The following is a 13,555-nucleotide window of genomic DNA, read 5'->3' on the forward strand; positions in this document are numbered from 1 at the left end:
GATGCGCGGCCATGGAGCCGAGAATCGTGGACGAGGGGGGCGTGACGGTCGTGGAAGGCCAGCCGGACCAGGCGTTCCTGACGAGCGCGCGGGACGTCGATCGTGTGATCGAGGCCTGCTTCGGGAGCACGGCAGGATGCGTCCTCCTTTACGCGGCGAACCTGCCGGCGGCCTTCTTCGACCTGAGCTCGCGCGTGGCCGGCGACATCCTGCAAAAATTGAGAAACTATCGGATCCGGCTCGCCGTGGTATGCCCGCCGGGGAGCGTCAGCTATAGCAGCCGCTTCGGCGAGGTGGTCGCCGAGGAGAACCGCGGGGAGCACTTCGGGGTGTTCGAGACCCGCGAAGCCGCCGTGGAATGGATCCACGCGTTCGCCTGAGGACGCTCATTTTGCTCCCACCCGCACGTACGTCCCCCCCGTGCGACCGAACGTCTCGGGCGCATACATCTCCTCGATGTGCGTCGGCGGCGCCACGAAGCGGCCCACGTGGGCCGCGCGGGCGAGATACCGGAATCTCGTGATGCCGGCGGGCAGCGTGTCGATGAAATAAACGACGCGGTCATCGCGCATTTCGCGCCGCTGTGCCGGCGTCATTTGCAGGTTCGCGAGCCAGGGGCCGCCGACGTCGTGCGCGAAGCGCATGGGTTCGAGGCCGCCGGGGACCGGGTCTTCGAGGACGACGAAGCGGCGCGGCTCACGCGTGACGACCTCGATCTCGCAAAGCACGACCTGCCCGGGATCGAAGCGGGGTTCGGCGGCGGCGCTGGTCGCGAGGACCGGGCCTCCGAGGTCAGCGACGGGGCGGAAGGTTTTTGTCAGGTAAAACCCGGCGTCGAGCGGCTCGCGGGGCATGTCCTCGCGGGCGTAGCGGAGGACGGCCTCGTAATGGAGGCGGCCTCCGCCCACGGCCTCGAACGTGAGCGGCGCGCCTCGGCCACGAACGAGGTCGGCCATGGGCACGAAGGCCGTACGGCGGAGCTTGCCCGATTCGCCGCCGAGGGGCGCGTCCGCGAGCAACGTATCGCCGAGGAAAACCCGCGCCTCCACGGGATCCAGAGGCGCCGGGTTTTTCTTGCGGTACGCGTCGAGCGCGAGCAGCGCCCACGCGGCCTCGTGGGTCGTGCGGTAAGCGCCGCCGGCGCGCCCGTCGAGGATGCCGCGCGAGAGGCGAGTCGCGAGGGGGTGCGTGGGGTTCGTCGTGACGATCGCGAGCAGGGCCGCGGCGTCGGTGCGCACGCCGGAGTCGAAGTCGTGCCAGGGGGCCTTGGCCTCGGACGCGCTTGCCACATGCGCCCCGGGGCCGTCGATTCGAATGTTCGTTTCGAGGTCGCGGAGGAGCTCACGGCTTTCGTTCCCGGCTCCGTGGCCTGCGACGGCGAAGGCGTGGAGCAGGAGGGCGCGCGCGAAAAGAGGCATGCGCGCGCGTTCGCCGAAGAGCGCGCGCATCCGGCTCTCGTCGGGGCGCCGGGCCATGGCGAGCACGTCGAGCGCGAAGGCGGCGCGTTCGAGCGCGGAAGGGTTTGCCCCGGCGAACGGCGCCGCGAGGCTCGACGCGAGGGAATGGGCGGCGCGATCGAGGGCGCCCGCAGGCACGGGCATTCCGCGGCGGCGCGCTTCGTCGAGGCCCCAGAGTGCATAGGCCGTGATGTAGGGATCTCCCTCGGACGAGCCGGGCCAGAGGCCGAAGCTTCCGTCTTTTCGCTGGTGCGTGAGCAGCCGGTCGACCGATTCCCGCAGCGCGGCGTCGACGTCGCCTTCTTTTTGGGGGCCGGTTTTTCCGGGCACGAGCGGCGCGCCGAGGGAATCGGCGAGGTCGCGGAGCGCGAGGAGCGGGACCATGCGGCTCACGGTTTGCTCCGTGCACCCGTACGGGTATTCGACGAGTTGCTCGATGCCCGCGGCGAGGCCGGAGAGCGGGGTCGAGGCGAGTGATATCGAAAGTCCCCCCGCGTCTTTTCGCACGCCCGCGAGATCCTCGAGGCGCTCGGCAATGGCCGTGGACGTCTCGCCCGAGAGGGCCGCGGTTTCGAACGTCGTGGGCACGGCGATCTGGGTTTCGAGGTCGACGCCGTCGGTCTCGTCTTGCAGGCTCGCCTCGAAGGAGAGGCGGGCCTTTCCGGCGCGCTCGGCGCGGAAGGGAAAACGCACGAGGGCCGGGTGTTCGGGGTCGACCGTGGCCTCGCGTCGCATCGGGCCCGCGGGCGTGAGGCCCTCGGCGCTCGCGGTCACGACGGTATTGCCGCCGGGGATGTCGAGCGCGGACAGGGCCACGGAAGCTTCGAATTGATCCCCCGCGCGCAAAGCGAGCGGGATGCTCGGGCGCGCCATGAGGGGCTTCGACGTGAGGACGGTGGCATCGTCCGAGCCCGTACGATCGTCCTCGGCCACGGCCATCGCCATGAATCGATAGGCCGTGAGGCCGTCGGGCAGCTTGATGCGGCGCTTCACGCGGCCCGATGCGTCCGTGACGAGGTCCGGAAGGAACGCCACGGTTTGTCGGAAATCGCCGCGGCGGGGGCTCACGCTGGTCGCGCCCATGCGGACCAGGGGCGGCTTCGTGCGGTGGCCCCCCGAGAAGGTGCGGAGGAGATCGTCGCGTACGTCCTTCGTCCGGACGCTCGGATAACGGGGATCATAAAGCGCCAGGAAGGGCTCGGGCGTGATGTAATACGTGAGCATCAGCGAGCCCTCGTCCGCGGCCCACAAGGTGATTTCGGCTCGGACCGGTTTGCCCGCGGCGTCCTTCGCAACGACCTCGACGTCGAGCGTCTCGCCGGGCGCCGCCTGGAGCTTGCTCGGGCGCACCTCGACGTCGAGCATGCGGTCCTTGGGGCTGACGTGGATCCAAGTCTCCCGCGATTCCGAGCGTGTGCCCATGAGCGTCGTGATTTTGATCTCCGCGTTCGGCATCATGGCGAACGTGATCGGGACGTCGACGATCGTCTGCGTGCCCGCGGGCGCGAGGGGCACGACGCGGCGGAAGAGCAGGCCCTCGCGCTCGACCGTGATGAGCGCCTGGTTCGGCTGCGAATGCGGCGAGTCGAGGACGAGGCGGGCGGTTTGTCCGACCCGATACTCTTTTTCTTCGACGCGCAGGGCGAGCTCCGGCGCGGGAGGCGGAGGCGGCGGAGGAGGGGGAGGCGGCGGCGGCGGCGGTGTCGTGGTCGTCGTGACCGCGGTGTTGACGCGGAGAGAATACGAGGCCGCGGCGCGGCGGCCTTTTTCGTCCTTCGTCGTGGCGCGGACGATGAGCTCGATCTCGTCGTCGGTCCCGACGATTTGCGCGGGAATCGTGAAATCACAGCCGACGGACGCCGCGCCGCTCGTGACGTCGCAGGTGCCGAGGGTGCGGTCCTCGACGGCGTTGTCCTCGCGGCGGGCGCGGCGCGAAAATTCGAGGTGCACCGGGTGCGAGCGCCGCTCGCCGTCCCGCGTCACCACGAGCACGCGCGGCGTGACCTTCTCGCCGGGCTTGACCCAGGCTCGGTCGTCCTCGGAGAGCGCGACGAGCACGCTGGCAGGGTAGACGAGGGCGCTCTCCTCCGTGTACCGAGTCTCGTGGTTGAGATCCATGATCTCGACCCGGCAGGTGACCGTCTCGACCGTCGTTTGGCCGGACAATACGACGGGGATCCCCAGCGAGAAGGCGCCGTCACCGTCGAGCTTGCCCGTGCCCTGGGCGATCTGCGCCGAAGGCACCCGAACGTCGTGCTCGGCGAGCACGTAATCGTCGAAGTCGGGAACGCTTGGCTCGCCGGAGCCGCGCGTCACGACGATCGAGGCGCGGCCGCCGGCCATCGGGGCGCCGTAGAGCATCTCGCCGCGTGCGGTGCAGGTCATGCGGTCGCCCGGCTCGTAGACGTGTTTGTCGAGACGCGCGTCGGCCTTGCTCTGCACGGGGCGATAATGATCCACCGAGAATCCCCAGTGAATGCGCTCGCCGTCGATCTCGGCCTCGGCGCGATAACGCCCGAGCGGGGCGTCCTCGGCGAGGGGCACGACGGTCGCGAAGGTGCCGAAGCGGGAGAGCACGTGGCGCGTGGTGCTGATCGGGCGGCGCTCGGGGTCGAGGATATGCAAGGTGACCTCGCGGCCGCTCGGCGTCTCGAGTCCCGCGGTGACGGGGACGCGGAGGATTCCTTTGAGCTCCACACGTTCGCCGGGTCGATAAATTCCGCGAGCGGAGAAGAGGCGGCCGACGGGCTCGGGCGCGGGCGGCGCGGCGAGCGATTGGTACATCCAATCGTCGCCGCTCCGCGCCACGACGGCGAGCTGGGCCTCGCGCTCGCCCGGCTTTCGCGGGGGAATGCGCAAGGGGATGGCCGCGAGGCCCTTGTCGTCGGCCTCGGCCGCGCCGAGGAGCGAGGGGCGCCCGCCGGGCGGAACGTGGTGGACCTCGACCCGCGCGCCTCTCACGGGGGCCGCATTCGAGAGGCGCGTGAGCCAGACGAGCGCCTCGTCCGGGGCGATCTTGGTCAAGGGGCCGAGGTCGGTCAATTGCATTTCCTTTTCGACCGTCTTCGGAGCCTGCTCCGGCGCGCTGCGATACCCGGCCCGGACGAGCACGGGGCCACTCGCGACGCCCGGAGGCAAGTGATCCTGGACGACGAGGCGAGACCAACGCTCCTCGTTGCGTTTGCCCGTGAGCGCGGCGTAGCTCGATGCAGGAGAGGCGAGGGGGATCGGGGGGCCCGCGAGCCGCGCGAGGACCTGGTCCTTGTCGAGAGGAATCAGCGAGACCGTCGCGTCGACGGTGTTCGTCACGCCAATCGGCAGGAGGCGTCTGGCGGGGGCCCAGTAGGTGCCCCTCGCGCCGATGATGAGCTCGGCGGGCAGGTCACCGAAACGAAACTCGCGTTTGATGTCCGCGGGGAGGCGCTGGCCGTGGATGTCCTGGAAGGCGCGGCCGCCGCCGTGGGCGCGGACCTCCACGCGATAGGTTTTCCCGGGCTCGAAGCTCCCGTTCACGTACACCTCGCGGCTCGATTCGCCGTCGTCGTAGGAGCCGGATACATGGAACGAGTCCGGGCGAGGCTCGACGGCGATGGCGCGCTCGATGACCTCCTCCGAGATGGGCGTCGCGAACGCGAGCGTGATCGTGGTCTCGGTCGGGTCGCAGCGGTCCTTTTCGAGGGGGTGCGGATTGCATTTCGCGGAGGCGAGTCCCGCGGGGCCGAGGGTGCGAAATCGGATTTCCTCGGCCTTGCCGGCCGAGAGCTCGCCCTCGGCGCCGCGGAGCGAGGCGTCGATGCGCACGAGGACGTCCCTGTCGCGCGGGAGCGGGGCGCGTGGAGCGAGCACGGCGCGATCGTCCGTGAGCTCGACGATCGAATATGGGACGGGCCCGCGGCCCGCGTCGATCGTGACGGCGCGCGAGATTTCGGAGGCCTTCACGGGCTGCGTGAAGAAGAGCGTGATCGTCGCGTCCGGGCGAATGCCGGTCGCGTCGCGCGCGGGCTCGCTGCCGGAGAGGGAGGGCCGCGGGGTCGAAAAGGAAAGGACGAACGGGGCTTCGATGGCGCTGCCGTCGAGCGCGCGGGTGTCCGCGGGGACCTCGACGCGGAATGCCGTCGCGGGAGGAAAGGGTTTTTCAGGGACGAACTGGACTGCGCTCGATCCGACCCAGGAGAATGCGCCGGGAAGGGCCGGCGTGATCCGGACGGGGGCCTCGGGCGAGCGCGGATCCGCGCCGATCGCGCGCATGGGTTTGCTGAAGACGAGCGTGATCTCGGGGCTTGTCCCGGTCTCGCCGCTCGGGCCCGCATAGACGACGCGAAGCGGGCCGGCCTCCGGAGCGCGGGGGACGAGGGCTGCGCGGGGGGCGAGCTCGCCCCGGACGGGCGCCGCGGGAGGTTTCGGGGGGCGCGCGCCGGGAAAACAGGCCGCGGAGGCGGCGGCGAGGGCGGCGAGCACGGCGGCGGCAGGCGAGGGGCGGCGCAAACGCATGACGAGGTGGGGATCGACAGGCGAGGCGGTCCGAGGTTCCCGGCTCATTCGTCTTTGGCAGGACGGTAAAGCTCCACGCCCGACGCACCGAAACGCGTGCGCAAAGGCTCGCGTTCGCCATGCGGCCACGCCGCGGGGGTATGGCGCAAGAGGGGATGGGGGCGGAGAGATTCGAAGAGGATGTGGCAAGGGTCGTCCGCCGCGCCGCCGAGCTCGGGCATGGCCTTGAGCGCGAGGCCTGGGCGATCACGCGGGGGCTCGTCGCCGAGGTTTTCCGCGAGGGCCGCGGCCATGTCGAGCAAGGCCTCGCGAATGCGCGCGTCCGCGCTCGCGCGCGCCGCCGCGCGCATGGCTTTCACGGCCGGGCGCGCTTCTTTTCCGAGGACCTCTTTGCCGGCCGCGGAGAGGGCCGTCGCGAGGGAAAGGCGAAGCTCGGGCGAGCGCGTGGCGAGGAGGCGCGCGACGAGGCGCGGGGCGATTTCAGGTGGCCATTCGTCGGCCTCGCGAGCGAGGGCGTCGATGACACGAATCGGGGGTTCGTCGGAGGCGGCGAGCGAGAGCGCGACGCGCGTGATGGCGGCGGTGAGCGCGGCGCCGCGGGCGCCCTCTTCGAGCAGGACGACGGCCGCGGCGAGGGAGCCCGGCGTGGGGCCGGCGGCAATCCGCGCGAGGCGCGGGACGTGCTCGGGGAAATGGGCGAGGACAGCGTAGAGGCGCGCCCGCTCGTCGAGGGTTTCCGCATGGACCGATTCGAGGCGCGGCAGGGCCTCGGGCGCGGCCGAGCGCTCGATGGTGTCGAGCAAATACGAGGCGACGAGGGGGCAGGCGCGGACGTCGTCCCGATCGAGCAGGCGCACGAGCTCCTCGCTCTCGGTCGGATCGAGGCCGTGTACCTCGAAGGCGAGGGTGGCGGCGAAGAGTTTGTTGGGGTACGTTCCGCGTAGGTGTGGCAGGACGAACCTATAGCGGCCTGGCGGCAGGATACGCTCGCCGCCCATGAGGGGGAGCTCGGAGACGATGGTCGCCGCGGAGGGCGCGAGCTCGGGCTGGGCGGAGACGGTCAAGCAATACCCCTGCGGGGGCGGAAAGGCGCGATAAACGTCGTCGAGGCCGAGCCGCTCGATCGTGCCGAAGAGGCCGGGCCAATGGCGCGCGCCGCGGATCGGATCGGGGTTCTTGTTGACGAGCCGGAACGCGGAAAACGGGGTATCGCCCTGGTGGGGTTCGAGGAGGACGAGGGAGGTTGCGCCGCTGGGATTCGTGGGTTCGGTCGCGAGGGAATCCGGCGCGGGGATCGCGGGGCCACGCGCGGCGGCCTCGTCTCCGCGCGGGAGGGCCTTCGCGCCGCACCCGAGGACAAAAGGCAGGGCGAGCGCGGCGAGAGCGCTCGCGAGGCGGGCAGAACGGGGCATCGCTGCCTCGTTGGACGCGCGGGCGGCGAGGGGCTTGGGGTTCGATCGATTCCAGCGCGCCAAGCCCGCTCACGGCCGCCGCGCCTCCCGTTTTCGTCGCGCCGCGCGAGGTGAGGGGGCGCGCTTGCGGGGTTCTGCCCGGGTCGATAAACTCCCCCGCCATGTACAAGGAGACGTGGGCCTGCGATCCGTCGCCGGGGCGACATCGAATCGGGGAAGGGCCGTTTCGCGTCCGCGGCGTCATGTACATAGGGAATTTCGAGTACGCGAACAAGCGCACGCCCGGCGGGCTTTCGGCAGCGTATGCCGCGATCGACCACCCCGAGGTCGTGGCGTTTCTCGGACGTACGATTTTCCTCGCGGCGTCGAGCTACGATCTCGTGCCGGCCGTCCATTTCGTCCGCGCGCTGGCGAAGCTCGAGGGGACGCCGCTCGACAGGTTCGTCCGGGCACGCGCGCGTCACGCGGGCGAGCACAACGTGATGGGCCTCTATCGCGCGCAGATGCGGAGCTCGTCGGTCGGGGACATGGCCGCCCGGCTGCCGCGCATCTTCGAGCGATATTTCGACCATTGCCGCGCGGAGATGTCGCTCGCGGCCGAGGGGCTCGTGGAGGGGCGGTTCGCCGGCATGCCCGCGCCCATGCTGGGGTTTTACCTGTGGTGCAACGAGGGCTTCATCGAGGGCGCGCTGAGCGGCGTGGGCGCGCGGGACGTGCGGTATTCGTGGTCGGCGCCGATGCCCGACGGCGAGCGCGACGGTACTCCCCTGAAGGCCGTCACGGTCCGGATCACCTGGACGGTTTGAAACGGACGCTCATTCGTCGTCCTCGTCCTCCGGCACGACCTTCCCTTCGTACAGGGCAAACGCGACCTCGAAGCCGTCGTCCTCGAACGACGCGACCACATCGTCGAACGAAGCGTTCTCGTGATAGCCGAACCCGATCTGGTCCGTGGGGCCGAGCAGGGCCTGGAGCGCCTCGCTCTCCGCCGCGGCGAACGAGCGCAAGACGCCGAGCAACGTCTCCGCCGTGGCGCGCGGGGCGGGCTTTTCGGGGTGACGGACGAAGAGCTCGACGAGGTCCGCGTCGTCTTCGATCAGAAACCAGATGGGCCGCTCGGCGTGCTTCTTGACGAGCGCGGCGTCGGCGAACCCGCGCAGATCGCCGAATCGACCGACGATGACCGTGGGCGCGAGCTCGTCCTCGTCTTCATCCTCGCCTTCCTCGCCCTCTTCGAGCGCCTCTTCGTCGAGCGGCGCCGGTTCCGGTTGCTCGGGCGCTCCTGCTCGCGCCTTCGGGTCCCTTCGTTTGTCCATCGTGCTCTCCGGGGTCCTCGCTCCACGTCGTGCGTCGCGTGGGTCTTCCCGATGGACGTGTCCATCGACACCCACGCGCGCCGTCGTTTTTACCCCACCCGGGCCGCGTACGCGACTAGGATGGCGCTTTGCCTCGCGTCGGCCCCTCGCTTTTCGCGGAGGGGGATGGCCGCAAGAGCCGCCCATGCGCTTCTCGCCCCTCGCGGATCCCCGCCTCGAAATCCTGCATTTGCTCGACCAGCCCGTCTGGATCACGGACCCGGACGCGGTGCGGATCGTGTGGGCGAACCGCGCGGCCGTGGCCCTCTGGCGCGCCGAGGATCTGCGCGAGCTCGTCAACCGGGACCTCGCCCCATCGCCGACGATTCGCGCGACGTTGCAGCATCTGCGCGATCGCGTGGCGGCCGGCGAGCGCTTCACGTCGGAGCGGACGATCTATCCGAAGGGCGACGCGGTCCGCGTGCACATGAGTTTCAAAGCATTTCCGCTGCCCGACGGCCGTGGGGGCCTGCTCGTCGAGGGGACGCCGATTCGCGACACCGCGGATCCCGAGGTGGTGCGCGCCGCGGAGGCGGTCCGGTATGCGCCGCTCGTAGTGACGACGCACGCGCTCGACGGATCGCTCTTGCAGGCGAATACGCTGGCGCGCGAGACGTTTGGCCATGCATTCTCGTTCGAGGGGATCTTCGCCGAGCCCGCGGAGGGGGCGCGCGCTCTCGCAGAGGTCGCGGGGGGCGAGCCGTTTTTCGAGGACGTGGAGGTCGTGACGACGGAGGGGCCGCGGTGGTTCTCGGTCGCGGCGCGGCCGATTCCGGATCCAGTGACGGGCAAACCCGGCATTCTGGTGAGCGCGCACGACATGACGGCGCGTATCGAGGCGGAGCGCGCGAAGGACGAGCTCGTGAGCGTGGTGAGCCACGAATTGCGCACGCCGCTGACGGCGATCCGGGGCGCGATCGGGCTCGTCGTGGGCGGCGTGGCGGGCAAGGATCCGGAGCTCGAGGCGGAGCTTTTGCAGATGGCGTCGGAGAACGTGCAGCGGCTCGGGCGGCTCGTGGACGATCTGCTCGACGTGCGAAAGCTCGCGGCGGGGGGCATTTCGCTGAAGCTCGCGCAGGCGGACCTCGCGGACGTCGTGCGAGGCGCGATCGAGCTGCACGCGCCAGCGGCGCAGGCGAAGGAGATCGTGGTGGAGACGGACGCGCCCGAGGGAATGCCGGTGTTCGTCGATCCGCAACGGATCCAGCAGGTGGTCTTGAATTTCCTGTCGAATGCGATCAAGCATTCGCCGGCCGGCGAAGTCGTGCAGGTGCGCGCGCGGGCGATTCCGGAGGGGTTTCGCGTGGAGGTGGCGGATCGGGGGCCCGGGGTGCCGGAGGCGTTCCGCGACAAGATCTTCCGGCGTTTTTCTCAGGCGGATGCGTCGAGCACGCGCAGCGTCGGCGGGACGGGGCTCGGGCTCTACATCGCGAAGACGATCGTGGTGATGCACGGCGGCCGCGTCGGATACGAGAACGGGAAGGCGGGCGGCGCGGTGTTTTTTTTCGAGGTGCCCACGAAGGCGAGTGATTAGCGCGGGGTCGCGGCGAGCTTCTCGGGCGGCGTTTTGTCGAGGAGCGCCTCGCGCAGGAAGGCGAGCAGGGCGCGTTTGTCGTCGGCGGACAAACCGAGCGGGCGCACGTCGGGGTCCTGGTTCGGGACAGGGAGGCTGAAGCCTTTGCCGCCGCCCTTGTCGTAGAAATCGACGACCTCTTCGAGCGTGCGGAAGGCGCCGTGGTGGAAATAAGGCGCGGTGCGCGCGACGTCGCGGGTCGTCGGGGTCTTGAAGGCGCCCTCGTCGGCCGGGCGTGAGGTGAACGCGCCGCGGCCTCGATCCGGATCGAGGGCGGTGCCGCCGGGTTTGTCGGGGACGCCGAGGACGGCGAAGATGGGAACCGCAAAATCGAGCGGGCGGGAGCCGCCGAAGAAAGGCGGGATGTGGCAGCGGGCGCAGCGTCCCTTGCCGGCGAAGACGTCGAGGCCGCGGCGATGCAAGGGCGAGAGCGCGGTCTCGTCGCCGCGGGCGAAGGCGTCGATCGGGGCGTCGCCGGGGACGAAGACCTCGGATTCAAAGGCGGCGAGGGCGCGGCCGACGTTGTCGGGAGTCACGCCCGGGGTGGGGAGCGTCTGGAAGAGGGCGCGGAGGTCCGCGGCGGATTCGATGGCGGTGACGAGCTCGCCGGGCTCGAGGCCCATTTCGGCGCGCGCGTGGATGACGCCGAGGGCCTGGCGCTCGGGCGTGAGCGTGCGGCCGTCCCAGAGCTGCGCGGCGTGCAGCGGGGCGTAGAGCAGGGTCGGGGTATGGCGCAGCGTGACGGCCGGATCGAGCGAGGGCGGGCGAGGGAGGCCGTCCGCGAAGCCTTTCTCGGGGACGTGGCAGGTGGCGCAGGAGCGAGCGTTGTTCTTGGACAAACGTTTGTCGAAGAAGAGTTTGCGGCCGAGCGCGACCCAGGGAGCTTCGTCGCCGCCGGTGCTGCGCGGGCGGCTGCGCGGGGCGGGGAGGGTGAGGGCCGAGACGGGCTCGTCGGCGTCGGTCTTCGCGACCGGGAAACGGGCACGATAAGGCAATCGGACCGTCGCGCCGGCGGCGGCGACGAGGCGGCGGAGGGCGACGCCGAGGCGGCCCGTGGCGAGGGCGAAGCCCGCGCGGTCGTCGAGGTCGTCCGCGGTCTTCGCGGCGTCGAGGCGGGCGCGGAGGGGCCGGGTGGCTTCTTTGACGGAATCGAGGGCGGCCGGGGTCTGGGCAGTGCCGGGCGTCGCGAGGGCCGCCGCGGCGGATTCGATGAAATCGAGGGTGCCGCGGAGATCGGCGAGGACGGCGGCGGAGCCTTCGGGGACGCCCTGCATCGATTCGAGCGCGAGGGCGCCGAGGTCGTACGCGGCGAGCGAGAGGGCATGCGCGACGATGCCAGGCGCGGGCGGAATGCGGCGCGCCTCGTTCTGGAAGAGGCGCAAGGCGCGTTCGAGCGTGCGCATTTCGGTGCGCGCGGCGGCGGCGTCGCCGTGGACGAGGGCGGCGTCGAGGCGGAGGAGCGCGCCGCCGCCTTCGTCGACGGAGCGCGGGGGGCCGAAGACGACCTCGCCGCCGAGGCTCTCCGGTCTGCGCCAGAGTGGCGCGCCCGCGGCGAGGGCGCGGCGAAGGTCGAGGTAATGCGAATCGGAGTCGCCGCGGCCCTGGGGCATGGCGGCCGCGAGCGCCTCGAGGGCGCCGAGGCCGCGGCGGGCGGGCTCTTCCACGATTCGCGAGAGCGGGGATATCGGAGATTCGGGGAGGACGGCACCCGCGTCTTGAGGCGCGCCCGCGTCCGCGGGGGCGGGGGCCTCCGGCTCGTCCGGGCAGCCCGCGAGGAAGAGGGCCGCGAGGACGAGCGCGGAGAGGCGTTCAGGGCTCGTAAAGCGCCTTGCAAGCATCGAGCTTGGCCTGGTCGACCGTGGGCATCGCGAACGTCGGGGGCTCGGCATGCGGGGGGTTTTCGAAGTCGAACATTTCCCACGGCGCCTCGGCGTTCGCATCCCGATTCGTGAGCGCCGGCATCTGGAAGCGGGCCTCGATGAAGCGGACGATCGAGGTGTGATCGTACGTCCGGTGACCGACGAAATGCTTCTTCGCGTAGGGAGAGACGACGAGGAGCGGGACGCGGACGCCGAGCTGGTCGAATTTCGCGTCGGTGTCGCCTTGCTTCAACGCGGGCGCGATGTCGTCGGGCGGGCAGGCGGACGGGGGCGGGACGTGGTCGTAGAGGCCGCCGTGCTCGTCGTACGTGACGAAGAGCGCGGAGCGCTCCCAGGCCGAGCTCTTCGCGAGGGCTTCGATGACGCCGGCGGTGAATTGCTCGCCGAGCATGGCGATCGCGGGCGGATGCTCGTCGTTCTGCGCGTAGCCCTCGCGCGCGATGCCCGGGTCGACGAAGACGACCTGGGGCAAGGTGCCGTTTTCGAGGTCCTGGAAGTAATTCTCGATCGGCGCGAAATGTCCGTGTTCGTCGTTGTTGTACTGGACGTACTTGTCGACGAAGATCGCGACGCCGGGGGTGGTGGAGACGTAGACGCGCCAGGAGACCTGCCGCATCTCGAGGTAATCGAAGAGGGTCTTGTCGACCTCGACGAACTCGTTGTGGACGGCGCCGAAGGAGGTCGCCGCGTAGAGGTACATGCGGTTCGGCCACGTGGGGCCGGGGATCGAGGAATGGTAGTGGTCCGCGATGGCGAACTCGTTCGCGAGCCAGTAATAAAACGGCAGATCGTCCTGGGTGTAGTAGCCGAGGGCGCGGCGGCCGCTCAGCATCTCCTCGGGGGCGCCGGGGCTCGGCAGCTCGTGCCAGCCGTCGTTGGTCTTGAAAAACCCGTCCATCTGGCCGCCGTTGATCTGCTCGTGCGTGCCGGTCCATTCGTGGTTCGTGTCCACGAAGCAGAACTGGTTGTCGCGGAACGGGGCGACGGCGGTGCCGGTCTGGTCGAGGTTCGTGAAGCTCTCGGGCGCGACCTCGACATCGTCCTGGCCGTACTCGGGCAGCTTCTGGAAGTAATGGTCGAAGGAGCGATTCTCCATCATGACGACCACGATGTGGTCGACGGGAATCTCGGCGCCGTAGGGGCGCGACGCCCCTTGCGTCTCCGCGGGGAGCATGCCCTCCGTGTACCCGCACGAGGTCCGCTTCGCGGCGGCCTCGTCGTCGCTCGGCGGGACGACGTCGCGGTTCCATTCCGCGGGGCCAGGGAGCGGGGGCGTGGTCTGCGGGTCCTCGTCGGAGGTGCAGCCGACGAGGGCGAGGGTCGGGAGCAAAGCGAGGAGCAGAGAGCTAGCGCGGCGCATCGGCTTCCATCATCGCGCGCGAGCCCG

Annotated in this window: 8 protein-coding genes; 3 read left to right on the forward strand and 5 right to left on the reverse strand. The window is 70.3% G+C overall.

Annotated features, from left to right (window positions below; genetic code table 11):
- Positions 1-11 precede the first annotated feature (11 nt).
- A complete protein-coding gene (locus tag QHF83_RS36715; RefSeq protein WP_282422704.1) occupies positions 12-380 on the forward strand; it encodes a DUF4180 domain-containing protein in 369 nt (122 codons plus the stop codon).
- A gap of 6 nt (positions 381-386) precedes the next feature.
- Here QHF83_RS36715 and QHF83_RS36720 read toward each other — a convergent pair whose 3' ends face one another.
- Positions 387-5,948, reverse strand: coding sequence for an Ig-like domain-containing alpha-2-macroglobulin family protein (locus tag QHF83_RS36720; protein WP_282422705.1), 5,562 nt, complete (start codon positions 5,946-5,948; stop codon positions 387-389).
- Between the two features lie 44 nt (positions 5,949-5,992).
- On the reverse strand, positions 5,993-7,360 hold the full coding sequence (locus QHF83_RS36725) for a hypothetical protein (RefSeq protein WP_282422706.1): 1,368 nt from the start codon (positions 7,358-7,360) through the stop codon (positions 5,993-5,995).
- A 161-nt stretch (positions 7,361-7,521) separates the two neighbouring features.
- Between QHF83_RS36725 and QHF83_RS36730 the strand changes: the two genes are divergently transcribed.
- Entirely contained in the window at positions 7,522-8,166 is a 645-nt protein-coding gene (locus QHF83_RS36730; protein WP_282422707.1) for a hypothetical protein, read from the forward strand.
- Between the two features lie 9 nt (positions 8,167-8,175).
- Here the strand turns inward: QHF83_RS36730 and QHF83_RS36735 are convergent, their stop codons facing one another.
- Positions 8,176-8,676 (reverse strand): hypothetical protein, encoded by a 501-nt coding sequence (locus tag QHF83_RS36735; protein ID WP_282422708.1) that lies wholly within the window; start codon positions 8,674-8,676, stop codon positions 8,176-8,178.
- A gap of 184 nt (positions 8,677-8,860) precedes the next feature.
- Between QHF83_RS36735 and QHF83_RS36740 the strand changes: the two genes are divergently transcribed.
- Positions 8,861-10,249 (forward strand): PAS domain-containing sensor histidine kinase, encoded by a 1,389-nt coding sequence (locus QHF83_RS36740; protein WP_282422709.1) that lies wholly within the window; start codon positions 8,861-8,863, stop codon positions 10,247-10,249.
- On the opposite strand, the gene QHF83_RS36745 is transcribed toward QHF83_RS36740, so the two are convergent.
- Together QHF83_RS36745 and QHF83_RS36750 are read right to left on the reverse strand one after the other, a co-directional pair.
- Positions 10,246-12,126, reverse strand: coding sequence for a cytochrome c peroxidase (locus QHF83_RS36745; RefSeq protein WP_282422710.1), 1,881 nt, complete (start codon positions 12,124-12,126; stop codon positions 10,246-10,248). The genes QHF83_RS36740 and QHF83_RS36745 overlap by 4 nt on opposite strands.
- Positions 12,098-13,528, reverse strand: a complete 1,431-nt coding sequence (locus QHF83_RS36750; protein WP_282422711.1) for an alkaline phosphatase family protein — start codon at positions 13,526-13,528, stop codon at positions 12,098-12,100. The genes QHF83_RS36745 and QHF83_RS36750 overlap by 29 nt, the downstream gene beginning before the upstream one ends.
- Between the last annotated feature and the right edge of the window lie 27 nt (positions 13,529-13,555).

Source organism: Polyangium sp. 15x6 (genome assembly GCF_029960785.1).
In the GTDB taxonomy this organism is placed as follows: Bacteria; Myxococcota_A; Polyangia; order Polyangiales; family Polyangiaceae; genus Polyangium.